The sequence below is a fragment of the Streptomyces sp. NPDC003036 genome (assembly GCF_040611175.1).
Lineage (GTDB): Bacteria > Actinomycetota > Actinomycetes > Streptomycetales > Streptomycetaceae > Streptomyces.
Genome location: NZ_JBEXNO010000025.1, coordinates 56059 through 72997, shown reverse-complemented (window position 1 = coordinate 72997; position 16939 = coordinate 56059). Strand labels below are relative to the sequence as shown.

At 72.0% G+C, this 16939-nt stretch carries 14 protein-coding genes and 1 tRNA gene; 9 read left to right on the top strand and 6 right to left on the bottom strand.

Annotated elements, in window-relative coordinates:
- Positions 1 to 27 precede the first annotated feature (27 nt).
- Entirely contained in the window at positions 28 to 2607 is a 2580-nt protein-coding gene (locus ABZX67_RS19895) for an FtsX-like permease family protein (RefSeq protein WP_355361884.1), read from the bottom strand.
- A complete protein-coding gene (locus ABZX67_RS19890) occupies positions 2604 to 3422 on the bottom strand; it encodes an ABC transporter ATP-binding protein (protein ID WP_355361882.1) in 819 nt (272 codons plus the stop codon). Before ABZX67_RS19890 ends, ABZX67_RS19895 begins: the two co-directional genes overlap by 4 nt.
- A 331-nt stretch (positions 3423 to 3753) precedes the next feature.
- On the opposite strand from ABZX67_RS19890, the gene ABZX67_RS19885 reads away from it, so the two are divergent.
- Genes ABZX67_RS19885 through ABZX67_RS19875 form a run of 3 tightly spaced genes read left to right on the top strand, consistent with a single transcriptional unit; the run spans position 3754 to position 5911 of the window.
- Complete coding sequence (locus ABZX67_RS19885) at positions 3754 to 5274, top strand: MFS transporter (protein ID WP_355361944.1); 1521 nt, start codon at positions 3754 to 3756, stop codon at positions 5272 to 5274.
- Positions 5275 to 5306: 32 nt separating this feature from the next.
- The gene (locus tag ABZX67_RS19880) at positions 5307 to 5759 is read left to right on the top strand and encodes a DUF6518 family protein (protein ID WP_355361880.1); all 453 of its coding nucleotides are present in this window, start codon (positions 5307 to 5309) and stop codon (positions 5757 to 5759) included.
- Positions 5756 to 5911: a hypothetical protein gene (locus ABZX67_RS19875; RefSeq protein WP_355361878.1), complete on the top strand. Its 156-nt coding sequence runs from the start codon at positions 5756 to 5758 to the stop codon at positions 5909 to 5911. Before ABZX67_RS19880 ends, ABZX67_RS19875 begins: the two co-directional genes overlap by 4 nt.
- Before the next feature lie 51 nt (positions 5912 to 5962).
- Here the strand turns inward: ABZX67_RS19875 and ABZX67_RS19870 are convergent, their stop codons facing one another.
- From ABZX67_RS19870 to ABZX67_RS19860, 3 genes are all read right to left on the bottom strand, one after another.
- Positions 5963 to 6874 (bottom strand): cellulose-binding protein, encoded by a 912-nt coding sequence (locus tag ABZX67_RS19870; protein ID WP_355361876.1) that lies wholly within the window; start codon positions 6872 to 6874, stop codon positions 5963 to 5965.
- Between the two features lie 100 nt (positions 6875 to 6974).
- Positions 6975 to 9467 carry an SUKH-4 family immunity protein gene (locus tag ABZX67_RS19865; RefSeq protein ID WP_355361874.1) on the bottom strand — a complete coding sequence of 831 codons (2493 nt, stop codon included), beginning with the start codon at positions 9465 to 9467 and terminating at the stop codon, positions 6975 to 6977.
- A 7-nt stretch (positions 9468 to 9474) separates the two neighbouring features.
- Positions 9475 to 10461 carry an SMI1/KNR4 family protein gene (locus ABZX67_RS19860; protein WP_355361872.1) on the bottom strand — a complete coding sequence of 329 codons (987 nt, stop codon included), beginning with the start codon at positions 10459 to 10461 and terminating at the stop codon, positions 9475 to 9477.
- A 237-nt stretch (positions 10462 to 10698) separates the two neighbouring features.
- On the opposite strand from ABZX67_RS19860, the gene ABZX67_RS19855 reads away from it, so the two are divergent.
- On the top strand, positions 10699 to 11247 hold the full coding sequence (locus ABZX67_RS19855; protein ID WP_355361870.1) for a YwqJ-related putative deaminase: 549 nt from the start codon (positions 10699 to 10701) through the stop codon (positions 11245 to 11247).
- A 10-nt stretch (positions 11248 to 11257) separates the two neighbouring features.
- Positions 11258 to 11746 (top strand): SUKH-3 domain-containing protein, encoded by a 489-nt coding sequence (locus ABZX67_RS19850; protein ID WP_355361868.1) that lies wholly within the window; start codon positions 11258 to 11260, stop codon positions 11744 to 11746.
- Positions 11747 to 11749: 3 nt separating this feature from the next.
- On the opposite strand, the gene ABZX67_RS19845 is transcribed toward ABZX67_RS19850, so the two are convergent.
- Positions 11750 to 13066, bottom strand: coding sequence for a histidine kinase (locus ABZX67_RS19845; RefSeq protein ID WP_355361866.1), 1317 nt, complete (start codon positions 13064 to 13066; stop codon positions 11750 to 11752).
- A gap of 155 nt (positions 13067 to 13221) precedes the next feature.
- Here ABZX67_RS19845 and ABZX67_RS19840 point away from each other — a divergent pair, with 155 nt between their 5' ends.
- From ABZX67_RS19840 to ABZX67_RS19825, 4 genes are all read left to right on the top strand, one after another.
- Positions 13222 to 14079, top strand: a complete 858-nt coding sequence (locus ABZX67_RS19840; RefSeq protein ID WP_355361864.1) for a hypothetical protein — start codon at positions 13222 to 13224, stop codon at positions 14077 to 14079.
- Between the two features lie 27 nt (positions 14080 to 14106).
- Positions 14107 to 14179: transfer RNA gene (locus ABZX67_RS19835), tRNA-Gln, on the top strand.
- Positions 14180 to 14291: 112 nt separating this feature from the next.
- Positions 14292 to 15743 (top strand): bifunctional UDP-N-acetylglucosamine diphosphorylase/glucosamine-1-phosphate N-acetyltransferase GlmU, encoded by a 1452-nt coding sequence (gene glmU, locus ABZX67_RS19830; RefSeq protein ID WP_355361862.1) that lies wholly within the window; start codon positions 14292 to 14294, stop codon positions 15741 to 15743.
- 109 nt (positions 15744 to 15852) lie between these two features.
- Positions 15853 to 16830, top strand: coding sequence for a ribose-phosphate diphosphokinase (locus ABZX67_RS19825; RefSeq protein WP_355361860.1), 978 nt, complete (start codon positions 15853 to 15855; stop codon positions 16828 to 16830).
- The last annotated feature ends 109 nt before the right edge of the window (positions 16831 to 16939 follow it).

Here is a 16939-nt window from a genome sequence, read left to right as displayed (position 1 = left end):
ATGGGGGATCAGTGCCGGAGCCGGCGCTCAGTCGGTCGCGATCGCGTTCAGCACGTTCATCCGCCCCGCCCGGAAGGCCGGTATCAGCGCCGCGAACAGGCCCACGAACGCCGACCCGACGAAGACCGTCAGAATCGTCGGCCACGGGATGTCCAGCACCCCCAGCCCCTCCAGGGCCAGCAGTTTCTGCGCCGACGTGCCCCAGCCCATGCCCAGACCGAGGCCCAGCAGAGCGCCGAAGAGGGCGATGACCACCGACTCCAGCCGGATCATGCGGCGCAGCTGACGGCGCGACAGACCGATCGCCCGCATCAGGCCGATCTCCCGCGTCCGCTCGACCACCGACAGGGCCAGGGTGTTCACCACGCCGAGCACCGCCACGATGATCGCCAGCGCGAGCAGCCCGTACACGATGTTCAGCAACTGGCCGACCTGGTCCTTCAGGTCCTGCTTGAAGTCGGTCTGGTTCTGCACCGTGTACTGCGGATAGGCGGCCAGCGCCTCCTTCAGCGCGGCGTACGCCTCGCTCGCCTTCCCGTCCTCCGCCTTCGCGAACATGATGATGTTCTTGGGCATCCGGTCGGCGGGGACGTAACTCTGCGCGGTCGTGATGTTGATGTACATCGCGCCCTTGTCGACGTTCGTGTCGTCCGAGGTGATCGCCGCGACCCTGAGCTTCGCGACGCGCTCGCCGCCCTTGAAGGCGACGGTGATCGTGTCGCCGACCTTCACACCGTGCTGGGTGGCGTAGTCGCTCCCCATCGACATGGCGTCCTTGCCGTACGCCGCCGACAGTTCGCCCCCGAGGGTCTCGCGACGCAGATCGGTGGCGTACGTCGGGTCGGCGGCGACGAGGCGCTTTTCCTCCGTCTTCCCGTCCGGCAGGGTCAGCTTCGCGGGCACCGCCTTGTACTCGGTGACGTGCGCGATGCCGGGTGTCTTCTCCAGGGCCGCCTGCGCCTGCGGCACGATCGGCTGGCCCTTGGTGCTCTGGACGATGAAGTCCGCCCCGACCGACCGGTCCAGCTCGTCGGTCGCGGAGGCGACCATCGACGAACCGACCACCGACAGGCAGGCCACCAGCGCCAGACCGATCATCAGGGCCGCGCCCGTCGCTCCCGTACGGCGCGGGTTGCGCAGCGCGTTGCGCTCCGCCATCCGCCCGACCGGCCCGAACACGCGCAGCACCACGACGCTGACGACACGCACCACGCCACCGGCGAGCAGCGGCCCGACGACGACGAAACCGATGAGGCTCAGGACGACGCCGACGCCGAGGTACATCGAGCCTTCGCTCGCCTTGTCCGCCTGCGCCGCCGCGTACAGCGCCGCGCCGCCCGCGCCCGTCAGCAGCAGGCCCACGATGCCGCGTACGAGCCCGGCCTTGCCGTCGGCCGGGGTGCCCGCGTCGCGCAGCGCGGCCATCGGGGAGACCTTGCCGGCCCGGCGGGCCGGGACGTACGCCGCCAGCACGGTCACGACGATGCCGAGGACCAGGCCGATCGCCGGAGTGGTCCACTTGACGGTCAGGTCCTGCGTGGACAGCTCCATGCCCATGGCCGACATGAGCTCCATCAGGCCGATCGCCAGGCCCACGCCCGCGCCGACGCCGAGCACCGACCCGACGACGCCGAGCAGGACCGCCTCCACCAGCACCGACCGGTTGACCTGTTGGCGGCTCGACCCGATGGCGCGCATCAGGCCGATCTCCCGGGTCCGCTGGGCGACCAGCATGGAGAAGGTGTTCACGATGAGGAAGACGCCGACGAGGAAGGCGATCCCGGCGAAGCCGAGCATCGCGTACTTCATGACGTCGAGGAATCCGCCCACGTCCGCACGCCCGGCGTCCGCCGCCTCCTTCTGCGTCTGGAGCTTGTACGCCGCCCCGTCGACCACCGCCGCCACGTTCCGCTTCAGCCGCTCGTGGCCGACCCCCGCCTCGGCCTCCACCGCGATGTGGGTGAAGAGCCCTTCCTCGCCGAGCAGTTCGCGCTGCGCGGTCGCCGTGTCGAAGTAGACGACGGCGGCACCGGGGTTGGTGACCTTGAAGGTGGCGATGCCCGAGATCTTCGCCGTGAAGTCCCCGGTGACGGCGATGGTGCGCAGCTCGTCACCCAGCTCGAGGTGGTGCTTCTCGGCGGTGTCGGCGTCGACCATCACCTCGGTGGGCCCGCGCGGGGCGTGCCCCGACGTGATCTCCATCGACCGCAGGTCGTTGCGCGTCCAGTTGCCGGCGATGGTCGGGGCGCCGGTGCTGGAGCCCATGTCCTTGTTGTCGGCGTCGACGACGGTCACGCTCATCGACACGACCGCGCCCTCGGCCGATGCGACACCTTCGACCCCCGCCACCTGCCGCACCAGCGAGGCGGGCAGGGTCTCGGGCTTGCCCGTCTCCGGGATCTCGTCGTTCGCCGCCGCCGACTTGGGGCTGATGGTGACATCGGCCGCCGACGCCGCGAACAGCTTGTCGAAGGTGGTGTTCATGGTGTCCGTGAACACCAGCGTCCCGCTGACGAACGCCACCGACAGCAGCACCGCCACCGCCGACAGCGCCATGCGTCCCTTGTGCGCGAGGAAGTTGCGCAGGGAGGTCCTCAGCACCGTCATGACGTCCGCCCCCGCGCGTCGAAGTCGGGGGTCTGGGGGCGTCCCCCGGAAAAACGCAGCATGCGGTCGAGGACGGCATCGGCGGTCGGCCGGAGCATCTCGTCCACGATCCGCCCATCCGCCAGATACAGCACCCGGTCCGCGTAGCTCGCGGCCACCGGATCGTGCGTGACCATCACGATGGTCTGCCCCAACTCGTCGACCGACGTCCGCAGGAAGCCCAGCACCTCCGCCCCCGCCCGCGAGTCCAGGTTCCCGGTCGGCTCGTCCCCGAAGATGATCTCGGGCCGGGCCGCCAGCGCCCGCGCCACCGCCACCCGCTGCTGCTGGCCGCCGGACAGCTGGTTCGGCCGGTGCTTCAGGCGCCCGGCCAGGCCCACCGTCTCCACGACCCGGTTCAGCCAGGCGGTGTCCGGCTTGCGGCCCGCGATGTCCATCGGCAGCGTGATGTTCTCCAGGGCGTTCAACGTCGGCAGCAGGTTGAACGCCTGGAATATGAAGCCCACCCGGTCCCGGCGCAGCCGCGTCAGCTTCTTGTCCTTGAGTCGGGTGATCTCCGTCTCGTCGAGGAAGATCTCCCCGCTCGTCACGGTGTCCAGACCGGCCAGGCAGTGCATCAGCGTGGACTTGCCGGACCCGGACGGGCCCATGATCGCGGTGAACTGCCCGCGCGTGATGTCCACGTCGACGTGGTCGAGCGCCACAACCCGGGTCTCCCCCGCGCCGTACGCCTTGACGACCTGCCGCGCCCGCGCCGCGACGGCCGTACGCCCTCCAGTACCCCCGTGCCTGGGGATGGTCACAGCCGTTGTCACGGTACGTCTCCTCTGTCGGACGCATTCGGAAATGCGTGTCCGGGTACTCCGGCTACTCCGGCTACTCCGGGTACTCCGGATGCCTTGCTTGCCACTGCTCTCGCTTGCTAGTGCTCTCGAGTCTTCCGCCCCAACAGGCCTCCGCGCATTGGGGCCTGGCGCAGTTTCGACCTGGGGTTTTCCCCACCCACGCTAGGGAGCCACCCCCCTTCCCCTCCTCCTCCGGCGGGAGGAACCGCCCCCGGGCCCGCATACGGAGCTCCCCCTAGGGGTTCCCTGGGGGCTTCTCCATCCGCAGGCCGAATGAGAAGCTGAGCCGACGGATACATGCATAGGGAAAGGACCCGACTCGGTGACCGACGCGACACCCGACGCCGCGTCCCCGGACACGGGCCCCGCCGCCCCCGCTCCCCCCGGCCCCCGGAGCCGACGCGGCCCGGTCGTCGCGGCGCTGATGCTCGGCATGGCGCTGGCCGCGCTCGACGGCACCGTCATCGCCACCGCCGTACCGCAGATCGTCGGCGACCTCGGCGGCCTCTCCGTCTTCTCCTGGCTCTTCTCGGGCTACCTCCTCGCCGCGACCGTGACCCTCCCCGTCTACGGCAAGCTCTCCGACACCTTCGGCCGCAAGCCCGTCCTCATCGCCGGCATCGTCCTCTTCCTCCTCGGCTCCCTCCTCTGCGCCGCCGCCTGGAGCATGGCCTCGCTGATCGCCTTCCGCGTCGTCCAGGGGCTCGGCGGCGGAGCCCTGCAAGGCACCGTCCAGACCATCGCGGCCGACCTCTACCCGCTCAAGGAGCGCCCCAGGATCCAGGCGCGGCTCTCCACCGTCTGGGCGACCTCGGCCGTCGCCGGCCCCGCGGTGGGCGGGCTGCTCGCCGGGTACGCCGACTGGCGCTGGATCTTCCTGATCAACCTCCCGGTCGGCGCCCTCGCCCTCTGGCTGGTCGCCCGCCACCTGGTGGAACCCACCCGTACGCGTACGACGCGCACGGCGCCGGTACGCGTCGACTGGCCCGGCGCCCTCGCCGTCTTCGCCACCGGAACGCTGCTGCTCACCGCCCTCGTCCAGGGCGGCGTCGCGTGGCCGTGGCTCTCCGCCCCGTCCCTGGCGTTCTTCGCGGGCGCCGTCCTGCTCGGCGCCCTGGCGGTCGTCATCGAGCGCCGCGCGGCCGACCCCATCATTCCCGGCTGGGTCTGGCGCCGCCGCACCATCGCGGCCGTGAACCTCGCCCTCGGCGCGCTCGGCCTGCTGATGGTGGCCCCGACCGTCTTCGTCCCGACGTACGCCCAGACCGTCCTGGGCCTCGGCCCCATCGCCGCCGGGTTCGTCCTGTCCGCGATGACCCTGTCCTGGCCCATCACGGCGGCCTTCTCCAACCGCCTCTACACCCGCATCGGCTTCCGCCTCACCGCGGTCGTCGGCATCACGCTGGCCATGCTGGTCCTGCTGGCCTTCCCCTTCCTCCCCTACCCCGGCGAGCCCTGGCAGCCCGCGCTGATCATGCTGCTGCTCGGCGGAGCGCTCGGCCTCTTCCAGCTGCCGCTGATCGTGGGCGTCCAGTCCACGGTCCCCTGGTCCGAGCGCGGCACCACGACGGCGTCCGTGCTCTTCTGCCGCCAGGTCGGCCAGAGCCTCGGCGCCGCGCTCTTCGGCGCCCTCGCCAACGCCGTCCTCACCGCCCGCCTGCCCTCCGGCGACCTCAACGACCCGGCGACGCTCACGCCGACGGCGGTGGACGCGGCCGTCGACCACGTCTTCACCGCCGCCGCGGGCGCCGCGCTCCTCGCCCTCCTCGTCCTGCTCATCCTCGCGCCGCGCCGCTTTCCGGTTCTGTCGGCCGACGAGTGAACGCGCCGCGCGCGTACCGCATCTTCTCCGGCATGAAGACGATCGCGGCCGGTCTCGCGGGCGGGGCGGCTTTCGGGGCGGCCACGTCTGTCGTCAACGCGCTGTCCTCCCCGTACGTCGAGCTCGGCGCCCCGCTCGCGGACAGTGTCTGGGGCGACGCGGCCAAGGTGCTCAGCCTGCTGCTGGACGTCGGCTGGGCATGGGCCGCCCTCGCGGTGGTGATGGGCTACGCGGCCGCGACGCCGGCCCGGGGCGCGGCGGCCGGCGCCCTGGCGCTGCTCGCCGCGACGACGACGTACTACCTCACGGACTCGCTGATCCTGGGCGATCCGCTCGCCTCGTACGCGGGCGACCTGGGCCTGTGGTCGATGGCGAGCGTGCTGTTCGGGCCGGTCCTGGGTGTGGCGGGCGCGACGGTCGGGAGCCCCGGGGTGACCGGTCTGCTGGCCGGCCTGACGGTCCGGTGGGTGCGGCCGCCCAGATGATCTTGCTCCCGCCCCGGCCGGGCCTCACCCTCTCCGTACAGATCATGGTGGCCGAGGCCATCGTCTGGACGGCCGCGGCGGCCGGTGCCGCCTGGGCCGTCCACGGCTTCCTGTCGGCGCGGCGCGCGACGCCGCCCGGGGCGACGGGGTAGCCGGTCCCCAGGACGTGGGCGGCGGGGGCGTCGGCTCCCGCCGCGTACACCTCACGCCACGTCCGGGTCCGGATCCGCCGGACGGCCCGTCAGGGTCGAGAGGCTCTCTCTCACATGGGCCATGTGCTCCCGCAGCCCCTCGCGCGTCTCCGCGTGCTCCCGCAGCAGCCGCTCGGTCTCCTCCTCCACGCGCTGCTCCTCCACGCGCGCCTCCGCCAGCAGCTCCGCCGCCCGCGCCTCCGCCTCCCGCTCGCGCTGACGCGCCATCTCCTCGGCCTCCGCGTACACCTTCTCGGCCTCCGCCAGGTGGCCCTCCGCCTCCGCGATGAGCCCCGCCAGCCGCTCCTTCTCCTCCGCGCGCCGCTCGGCCAGCTCCTGCTCCGCCGCCTCCCGCTGCTCCGCGTGCACCTTCTGCTGGGCCGCCATCAACGCCTCCGTGCGCTCGCGCACCTGGCGGAGCTCCGCCTGCGCCTCGCCCCGCGTGCGCTCGGCCTCGCCCCGGGCCTCGGCCCGTACCTCCTGCGCCTTCTCCCGGGCCGAGAGCAGGATCTGCGCGGCCTCCTCCTCCGCCGCCGCGCGCAGCGCGTCCGCCGCCTCGCGCGCCGCGTCCCGGGCCTGCCGCCCCGCCTCGTCCGCCGCGTCGGCCAGGGTCTGCGCCTCGGCCGCCGCCCCCGCCCGTACCGCCCCGGCCTCCTCCTCCGCGAGCACCAGCAGCTGCTGGGCCTGCGGCCCGAGCGACTCGTACCGCTGCGGCTTCAGCCCGGCGACGACCTCCCGCAGCCGGGCGGCCTCCTTGTCCATCTCCTTGGCCAGGACGGTCAGCCGCGCCGCGCGCTCCCACGCGCCGTCGCGGTCGGCCGAGAGCTGGCTGACGTAACGGTCGACGTCCTTCGGGCGGTAACCCCGGCCCTTGGCGACGACCCCGAACCCGTGCGGTGATGTTGATGCTGTGTCAGGACTCATAGGCCCAGGATGCGTCAATCATCACAAAAAGGGACGTAATGACCGGCCTGTACGGAGCAGGCCGGTCACCCCCTCGTCGTCCTCGCCCCCTCGGCTCACCTCACAGCAGGCCGTCCCACATCTGCTCCAGCAGCACCGACCACCAGCTCTCCGGCGACGCCAGCGCCGCCGGGTCCAGCATCGCCAGCTGCGCCTGGAAGTCCACGGTCCACCGCCCCGCCTGCTCCGGCGTCAGCCCGAACCTCAGCCGCCACATCCGCCCCAGCAACGCCAGGCACCGCGTGAACTCCGGCAACCCGCTGTTCACGAACTGCGGCGCCACCGGCTGACCACCCGGCCCGGCCTCCACCGGTACGGCGACGATGTGCGCGGTCCCGTACTGCACGCACAGCGCCCGCCCGAAGTCGGAGCCCAGCACCAGATACGAACCCGCGTCGCTCGCCGGCTGCACCTGCCGCTGCGCTGCCAGCTCGGCGAGCGTCGGCACGACCGGCTGCGCGGGCTGCGCCCAGAAGAACGGCCCGAAGTCCGCCGGCAGCCCCGCCCACACGAGCGTGAGCGCCACCAGCTCCGGCACGCCCTGCCGCGACACCGCCCGCTGGTCGAACCGGCAGATGCCCTGCGGCCCGAACGCCGCCACCAGCTCCTGCGCGATGGCCTCCGGCGGGACCGGCGGCGCGGGCTGCACCGGCGGCAGCGGGGCGCGCAGCGGCGCCGGGCGCGCCGGACCGTCCGCGACCTGGTGCAGCTCGCCGTGGTGCGCGATGAGCTGCGCCATGCCCTGCTGACGGCTCACGTGGTCACGCCCGTACGAGGCGATCGACGTGATCCGCGCCTGCGGCCACGTCTCCCGGATCATCCGGGCGCAGTAACCGCCGGGCAGGTCGCACGACTCCAGCTCGGTGTGCAGCTCCAGCACCTGGTCCGGCGGGATGTTCATGGCACGCAGCTCATGGAACATCTGCCACTCGGGGTGCGGCGTACCGGGCGCCGAACGGCGGATGAGCTGCTGCTCGGAGCCGTCGGGCGCGCGGTAGCGCAGCACGGCCTGGTAGCCCGGACCGACGGTCGGCTGCCCGGTCGGCTGACCCGGGGGCGGCCCCATCGGCCGGCCCATCGGCGGCTGCGGCTGCGGGAACGCGGGCGCGGCGGGCGCGGGCGCGGGCGGCGCCGGGGGCTGCGGACCCCCGGGGCCCGGCTGCGCCAGCATCGTCGCGGCATGGTGCACCCCGCCGCCGGGCGGGGGCGTGGCACCCGGCGGCCGCGGCGCACCCGGCGCCCCGGGAGGCCCGGGCGGAGCCGGCGGCTGCGGACCCCCGGTACCACCAGCACCACCGATCCCACCAGGCCCCGGATGCGCCAGCATCGTCGCCGCATGGTGCGCGTCGCCACCGACCGGCCCCGGCGGCGCCGGAGGCGGCGGGCCGGCGGGACCCGGCTGCGCGAGCATCGTCGCCGCGTGGTGCACCCCGCCGCCGGGCGGCGGCGTGGCCCCGGGCGGCCCGGGCGGAGCCGGAGGCGCGGGCGGCTGCGGACCCTCGGGGCCCAGCTGCGCCACGAGCTGCGTCGGTACGTACCCCCCGGCGGGCGCACCGGGAGCACCCGGCCCCGTCGCGGACGGCCTGGCCCCCGGCGTACCGGGCGCGCCGGGCGGCGGCGGAGTCGTCGGACCGGCACCCCGCGAGGGCCGCGCGGCGCGCGGCGGCAGGACGGCCTTGCTGGTCGCGGCGTCCGCGATGTCACCCGCCGCCGGGCCCGGCGCCCCCGGTGCCGCGGCGCCGGGCATGGCCTGCGGGTCCAGCGCGGGCGCGATGGCGGTACGCGGCAGCTGACTGCCGCCCGGGAGCAGCGCCGTCGGCGCGTCGGCGCCGACCGCCGGCGGCGGCGTCCCGTCGTCGTCCGCCCCGGTCAGCGGCGGCGCGAACACGGTGGCGGGCAGCGGTACGGAACCGTCGTCCCCGCTTCCGTTCCCCCCGCTGGTGTCATTCCAGGACGGTCCGGCGGACCCGGCGGCTCCGGCCGACCCGGCGGGCACACCGTCGGAGGCGGTGGGCTCGTAGTCCACGCCCCCGCGCCCGCGCGCGCCGACCGGCGCGGCCCAGACATCCTCACCCGCGGACGCGGAACCGCCACCGGCCACGAGAACGTCAGGCGCCGCGACCGCGGGCTCCGCAGCCTCAGCCACGGCCGCGGGCTCCGAAGCCTCACGCCGCGGAATGCCCCGCTTGTCCGCCGCGTCCTGCAACCACTCCGGCGGCGTCAGCAGGAACGACGTCTGGTTCAGGTCGATACGCTCCGGCGCGGGCGCGGCCACCGGGGCCGCGTCGGCCGGCGGAGCCCCGTACTCCTCCTCGTACCGGCGGATCACCTCACCCACCGGCAACCCCGGCCACAGCGTCGCCTCACCACTGTCCCGGGCGATCACCAGCCGCTGACGCCCGCCATCCGACGTCGGACCCTCCTCGCGGTCCTCCGCCCACACCACGAACCCCAGCTCGAACTCCCGCACCCGCACCTCACGGTGCTGGTACGCGGGCACGTCGCCGTTGACCCACTCTTCCGCGCGCTCCTGCGCCTGCGCGAAGGTCACCATCGGACCGTCACCCCTCGTCCGAGACCGGGACAGCCCGCGCGAAGCCGCCGTCCACCATCAGGTTCGCCACCGTCTCCAGCTCCGGCGGATTGCCCGCCAGCCGCTGCAGGAACTCGTCGAAATCCGCCCCACACGGCAACAGCAGCCGCTCCACACGCTCCTGCACCGTCAAGCCGTCCTGATCCCGCGCGTCGTCGTACGCGCAGAACCACACCGACCCCGCGCCCACGCCCTTCACCTTGACCGCGAGGATCCCGCCCTGGACGAAACCCACACCCAGGTAATCCTTCGTCAGATGGTCCCGCAGACACTTGTTGACGTAGACCAGGTCATTGACCGCCGCCTCCTCACGCACCGTGAAAAACGGCTGATCGACCAGCAGCCCCAGCTCCGCGTCGAGCGCGGCACCCACCGGCGCGCAGCCACCCGCCGCCTTCAGGAACGAGCGGTACGCACCCGGCAGCCGGTAACCGAGGTCCTCCTCCACACCCTGCAGCTGCGCCTCGGACACCGACAGCGCGCCCTTCGGCAGCCCGAAGTGCGCGGGCCGGGTCTCCTGCAGCGGCCGCGTCCCGCGCTTGCCGTGATCCACCGCGGCCGTCGCCAGCCCGCCGTGGTGCCGCAGCAGCGCCTTCACCTCCACCGGCACCAGCTCCATGCGGCGCGTACCCGCCACGTGGTGCCACGTCCAACCGTGCGGCGTCGCCACCGCCGGAATCGTGTCCCACAGCTCGTGCCCGGACGCCGCGAGCGCCGCGTTCGCCGACACATAGTCCGTCAGCCGCAGCTCGTCGACGCCGAAGCCCTCCGGCGGCTCGGCGATCTCCGCGGCCGCACGCGCGTACGGCGAGAAAACCGGACGCCCGTCCGCGTCCACCCGCACACCCCTGGGGTGCCGGGCGGCACGCACCGGGTCCGGGAAATGCACGACCTGCCCGGCGTAGGCCGCGTTCGGTGGCGCGGCATGATGCTGCCCGAGCCGACCTGTCGTCATGGCGGTTGCCCCCTGCTGCTGCTGGCTTGGTCCGCACAGCCTATGCGGTGGGGCAACACGGGGAACCCGTCCTCCGTTTCGGTGACCCGACGTCACCCCCAGGTGACCCACCGGCGACCACACGACACACCGATCACACGTTTAAGCGCCCCCGCTTCCCCATCAGCTCACCCATTTGGCAGGCTGTTGATCGCAACTCGGGGGATTGCAGAGGGGACGACAGGCACCATGTACACAGTGCAACCAGCAGCAGCCACACCCGCGACCAGCGGGACCAGCGCGACGAGCGGGACTCCCGCCACGGGCGACCCCCGCCTCACCTGGAGCAGCAGCACCCCCGACCGCGCCCCCGCCCTGCGCCACCGCCGCGACGGCATACTCCCCACCGTCGGCGCCGCCCTCTCCGTACGCGGCGAAACCCTCACCTGCACGGCCGGACGCGGCAACCGCCCACCCGCCCTGCACCCCCTCGTCCAGGACTTCCTCGACACCCTCACCAGCGGCCAACGCGAACGCTTCACCGGCCGCTGCCCCGAAGCCATCCTCCTCTCCCGCCACCTCACCGCCACCGAGGCAGGCCGCTCCAAACGCGCCCAGCGCAAACCCCTCACCCAGGGCGAAGCCCGCCGCGCCCTCAAACACGCCAAACTCACCGCACGCCGCATCCGCGAGGACGGCGACCCCCTGCACGGCAGCTACGCCGCCCCCTGCCGCTCCTGCGCGGCGCTCCTCGCCCACTTCGGCGTACGCCCCGTCGACCCGACGACCACCGACCGGAACGGCTGACCGCACCCCCATGCCCGACCTCAACACCACCCGGTTCCCCGTCGCCGTCGACGCCGCCCTCCGCGAAGCCGGATGGCAACCCGGCCGCTGGGACATCAAGCAGGCGGAACACTGGGCCGACGCCCTCCGGGCACACGTCTCCCCCGCCGGACACCGGCACAGCGTCTTCCCCGCCGCCGTCGAAGCCTGGGCCGAATTCGGCGGCCTCCACATCGCGGGCCCCGGCCCCGGCCGCCAGATCGCCCCCACCCCCGTCCGCTTCGACCCCCTCGCCGGACTCCACCTCGCCCGCAGCCTCGCCGACCTCGGCCGCGCCCTGGAGACCGAGATCGCCCCCCTCGGCGAGGAAGCCGACCACCAAGCCGTCCTCGCCATCGACACCCAAGGCCGCGTCTACAGCCTCGACCACTCCGGCGACTGGTACCTCGGCCCCGACATCGACCACGCCCTCGCCACCTTGATCACCGGCACCCTGCCCACGCGCCTCACATCCCCCTGAGCGCTACGCCGCGGGCGCCACCGGCAGCACCGCCGACACCTTGAAACCGCCCTCGTCCGTCGCACCCGACACGAAGACCCCACCCAGCGCGGTCACCCGCTCCCGCATGCCCACCAGGCCGTTGCCCCCACTCGGCAGACCGGCGTCCGCCACCGCACCGTCCGAGGGACCGTTCTCCACCTGCATCGCCACCTCGTCCCCCCGGTGCGCCAAGCGCACCACCACCTTCGCCCCCGCCGCGTGCTTGTGGACATTCGTCAGCGCCTCCTGCACCACCCGGTACGCCGTCTGCTCGACATCGGGCGCGTACGTCCGCGCCTCGCCCATCACCCGCAGCTCCACCACCATCCCCGCCTGCCGCGACTGCTCCACCAGCTCGTCCAGGGCGTCCAGGCACGGCCCGTCCTCGGCCGCCGCCTCGGCGGCAGCGGCGGCCGCACGCCCCACGGCCTCCAGCGGCACCGACGCGGACCGCGGCGCCACCGGCTGCGACTCCTCCGCCCGCAGCACCCCCAGCATCTGCCGCAGCTCCGTCAGCGCCTGCCGCCCCATGTCGCCCACTAGCGCCGCGTTCTTCACCGCCTTCTGCGGATCCTTCAACGCCACCGCCTGCAGCGCCGCCGCGTGCACCACCATCAAGCTCACCCGGTGCGCCACCACGTCGTGCATCTCCCGCGCGATCCGCGTCCGCTCCTCCACCCGCGCCATCTGCGCCCGCTGCTCGGCCCGGTCGGCCAGCAGCGACAACTCCTGCTCCAGGCTGTCCGCCCGCTCCCGCAGACTCTCCATGAGCCGCCGCCGCGCCCCTATGTACAACCCGAACAGCACGGGCGGGGCGTTCAGCCCCAGCGACAGCATCACCGACACCAGCGGCACGTACCACGACGACGTCTCGAAGTCCGCCGCCGCGACGTCCTGCCGCACCCGCACGTACGTCACGATGAACACCGCCGCCAGCGACATCCCCGCCAGCGCCGCGATGATCCGCCGGGGCACCTCCGAGGCGGCGAGCGTGTACAGCCCGACGATCCCCATCAGGTAGCCCATCTCGGCGGGCGTGATCGCGATCGACACCAGCACCACGGCGATCGGCCACCGCCGCCGCACCACCAGCACCGCCCCGGCCACCAGCCCGAACAGCACCCCCACCGGCACCGGCAGCCCCGCGTTCTCCGCGAACCCGACCCCCTCGCCGGCACACTCCAGCGCCGACACCAACGCCAGCACCACGTCCAGCACGGCGCTGCGCCGTCTCCCCCACCACCACCAGCCCCGGGCGGTCGCGCCCGCAGCGTCCTGGTGTGCCCCCGTTGTGGTCATGTCTCCCAGCCTACGGGCGGCGGCCACGCGATTTCCGGTGAGTCCAGCAGCACAGAACGGGACGATCCGCACGCGAAACGCACGTTGATCCCTCGAACACGTGAATCGCCCACGCATTCGACCCTGACGTCCGCATTCCGGACGAAGCTGTCCGCGTGACCACCGCCATCGGCAAGTACGCCGACTTCGAGAGCCTGCGCGAGCAGGCGATTGCCCTGCGCAGAGAAGGCCTCAGCCTTCGCCAGATCCGCGACCGCCTGGGCGTCTACAACAACGACATCCTCAACCGGCTCGTGAAGGGCGAGCCACCCCCCGACTGGACCAAGCGCCCCCGCGCCAAGGACGACCTCCGGGCCCGCGCCCGCGAGCTGCGAGTGCAAGGCATGACCTACGACCAGATCCAGGTCGAGCTCGGCTGCTCCAAGAGCTCGATCTCGCTATGGGTGCGGGACCTGCCGAAACCCAAGCCGCGCTATACGGACAAGGAGCGCCGCGTCCTCATGAACGCGGGCCTCGCCCATCTCCGCGCGACAGAAGACCAAGAGCGCGAGGCAACCAAGCGCTCAGCGCGCGACGCGATCGGGCAGCTTTCGGACCGCGAACTATTCATCGCCGGGGTCACGCTCTATTGGGCCGAAGGCACCAAGGACAAGACGTATCAGCGCCGCGAGTCTCTGCAGTTCATCAACAGCGACCCCAACGTGATCACCCTTTACCTCAGATGGCTTGCCCTGCTGGAGGTGCCACGCGAGCGAATGCGCTTCCGACTGAGCATCCACGAGTCGGCAGACATCGCCGAAGCCGAGGAGTTCTGGGCCGACCTAGTCGGCGTCGATGCCTCGACCTTCCAGCGGGCGACACTCAAGAAACACAACCCCAGGACGACACGGAAGAACACGACTGACGCCTACCGAGGCTGCCTGGTGATCTACGTGACCAAAAGCGCCGATCTGTACCGTCGCATGGAAGGGGCTTGGTACGGCATAGTAGGGGCTGCCGACTCGGCAGACTGACTCAATGTCCGGTTTAGTCGGGTTTGGTCCCCCATGGTGTAATCAGGCAGCACTGCGGTTTTTGGTACCGTCTGTTCAGGTTCAAATCCTGATGGGGGAGCCGCCATATTTGCCGGGTCCTGGCCTCACGGTCAGGACCCGCCCTCGTTTCCTCCCCGAAACCCCCCGGTATCCTGCGGTTGTCCACCACCCGAAAGCCGAAGGGCATTCCCGTGAGCGCCAACCGCCCGGCAGCCGTCGTCGTCCTCGCAGCGGGTGAGGGCACCCGTATGAAGTCGAAGACCCCCAAGGTCCTGCATGAAATCTGCGGGCGTTCGCTCGTCGGGCACGTCGTCTCGGCGGCGCGCGAGCTGGAGCCAGAGCACCTGTGCGTCGTCGTCGGGCACGCGCGTGAGCAGGTCACCGCGCACCTCGACGAGCACTACGCGGGCACCCGTACCGCCGTGCAGTACGAGCAGAACGGCACCGGGCACGCCGTGCGCATGGCGCTGGAGGAGCTGGGGGCCGGGGCGCTGGAGGGGACCGTCGTCGTGGTGTGCGGGGACACGCCCCTGCTGTCGGGCGAGACGCTCGGCGCGCTCGCCGCGACGCACGCCGCCGACGGCAATGCCGTCACGGTGCTGACGGCCGAGGTACCGGACTCGACCGGGTACGGGCGGATCGTGCGCGACGCCGGGACCGGCGCGGTGACCGCGATCGTGGAGCACAAGGACGCGACCGAGGCGCAGCGGGCGATCCGGGAGATCAACTCCGGGGTGTTCGCGTTCGACGGGAAGCTGCTCGCGGACGCGCTGGGCAAGGTGCGGACGGACAACAGCCAGGGCGAGGAGTACCTGACGGACGTCCTCGGCATCCTGCGCGAGGCGGGTCACCGGGTGGGGGCTTCGGTGGCGCCGGATCACCGGGAGATCCTGGGGATCAACAACCGGGTGCAGCTGGCGGAGGCGCGTCGGCTGTTGAACGAGCGGCTGCTGGAGCGGGCCATGATGGCCGGGGTGACGGTGGTGGACCCGGCGTCGGTGTTCGTGGACGCGACGGTGACGTTCGAGCGGGACGCGGTCGTGCACCCGAACACGATCCTGCTGGGTGCGACGCATCTGGCGGAGGACGCCGAGGTGGGCCCGAACAGCCGCCTGAAGGACACGCGTGTGGGCCGTGGGGCCCGGGTGGACAACACGGTGGCGGACCGTGCGGAGGTCGGCGAGGCGGCGTCGGTGGGTCCGTACGCGTACTTGCGTCCGGGCACGGTTCTGGGGGCGAAGTCGAAGGCGGGCACGTACGTCGAGATGAAGAACGCGCGGGTGGGTGAGGGGTCGAAGGTCCCGCACCTGTCGTACGTCGGTGACGCGACGATCGGCGAGTACTCGAACATCGGCGCGGCGAGCGTGTTCGTGAACTACGACGGTGAGGCGAAGCACCACACCACGATCGGGTCTCACTGCCGGACCGGTTCGGACAACATGTTTGTGGCTCCTGTCACGGTGGGGGACGGGGCTTACACCGCCGCCGGCTCGGTGATCACGAAGGACGTGCCGCCGGGTTCGCTGGCCGTCGCCCGTGGCCAGCAGCGGAATATCGAGGGTTGGGTGGCGCGGAAGCGTCCTGGGAGTGCCGCCGCGCAGGCTGCAGCGGAGGCCTCCGAGCAGGCCCGACGCGAGGACTGACCGGAAACAGGTGCGTCGAACTCGGCGTACCGTGATACGTGCACACAAATTCGGCTGGTTCGCGCGGAAGTGGCTCGCGGCCAGGGAACACGTCTGAGGAGACAGTGCTGTGACCGGGATCAAGACGACCGGCGAGAAGAAGCTGATGCTCTTCTCCGGCCGCGCCCACCCCGAGCTGGCCGAGGAGGTCGCACATCAGCTGGGTGTCGGCCTCGTGCCGACCAAGGCGTTCGATTTCGCCAACGGTGAGATCTACGTGCGCTTCCAGGAGTCGGCGCGCGGCGCGGACTGCTTCCTGATCCAGAGCCACACGGCTCCGATCAACAAGTGGATCATGGAGCAGCTGATCATGATCGATGCTCTGAAGCGGGCTTCGGCCCGGAGCATCACCGTGATCATCCCGTCGTACGGCTACGCCCGGCAGGACAAGAAGCACCGTGGCCGCGAGCCGATCTCGGCCCGTCTGATCGCGGACCTGCTGAAGTGCTCGGGTGCGGACCGCATCCTGACGGTGGACCTGCACACGGACCAGATCCAGGGCTTCTTCGACGGCCCGGTGGACCACCTGACGGCGCTGCCGGTGCTGGCGGACTACGTGGGTGCGAAGGTCGACCGGAACAAGCTGACGATCGTCTCCCCGGACGCCGGCCGTGTGCGGGTGGCGGACCGCTGGTGCGACCGGCTGGACGCGCCGCTGGCGATCGTGCACAAGCGGCGTGACAAGGACGTCGCGAACCAGGTCACGGTCCACGAGGTCGTCGGTGAGGTCGAGGGCCGGGTGTGCGTCCTGGTGGACGACATGATCGACACGGGTGGCACGATCTGCGCCGCCGCCGAGGCGCTGTTCGCGCACGGCGCGGAGGACGTGATCGTGACGGCGACGCACGGCATCCTGTCGGGTCCGGCGGCCGACCGTCTGAAGAACTCCAAGGTCAGCGAGTTCGTGCTGACGAACACCCTGCCGACGCCGGGTGAGCTGGAGCTCGACAAGATCACGGTGCTGTCGATCGCGCCGACGATCGCCCGCGCGGTGCGTGAGGTGTTCGAGGACGGTTCGGTGACGAGCCTTTTCGAGGAGCAGGGCTGAGCATGCAGCCGTAAGGCCGCTCCGACCACGCGTCGGGGCGGCCTTTCGCTTTCGGTTAGACTGGTGTAGTTGCTCGGCGAGGGAGGCCGTACCCGTTCATCCGGTACGG

What these genes read in the sequence shown, in the direction of transcription:
- ABZX67_RS19895 (WP_355361884.1), bottom strand. Translation starts at nt 2,607, where the DNA reads ATGACGGTGCTGAGGACCTCCCTGCGCAACTTCCTCGCGCACAAGGGA.
- ABZX67_RS19880 (WP_355361880.1), top strand. Translation starts at nt 5,307, where the DNA reads ATGAAGACGATCGCGGCCGGTCTCGCGGGCGGGGCGGCTTTCGGGGCG.
- ABZX67_RS19875 (WP_355361878.1), top strand. Translation starts at nt 5,756, where the DNA reads ATGATCTTGCTCCCGCCCCGGCCGGGCCTCACCCTCTCCGTACAGATC.
- ABZX67_RS19870 (WP_355361876.1), bottom strand. Translation starts at nt 6,874, where the DNA reads ATGAGTCCTGACACAGCATCAACATCACCGCACGGGTTCGGGGTCGTC.
- ABZX67_RS19865 (WP_355361874.1), bottom strand. Translation starts at nt 9,467, where the DNA reads ATGGTGACCTTCGCGCAGGCGCAGGAGCGCGCGGAAGAGTGGGTCAAC.
- ABZX67_RS19860 (WP_355361872.1), bottom strand. Translation starts at nt 10,461, where the DNA reads ATGACGACAGGTCGGCTCGGGCAGCATCATGCCGCGCCACCGAACGCG.
- ABZX67_RS19850 (WP_355361868.1), top strand. Translation starts at nt 11,258, where the DNA reads ATGCCCGACCTCAACACCACCCGGTTCCCCGTCGCCGTCGACGCCGCC.
- ABZX67_RS19845 (WP_355361866.1), bottom strand. Translation starts at nt 13,066, where the DNA reads ATGACCACAACGGGGGCACACCAGGACGCTGCGGGCGCGACCGCCCGG.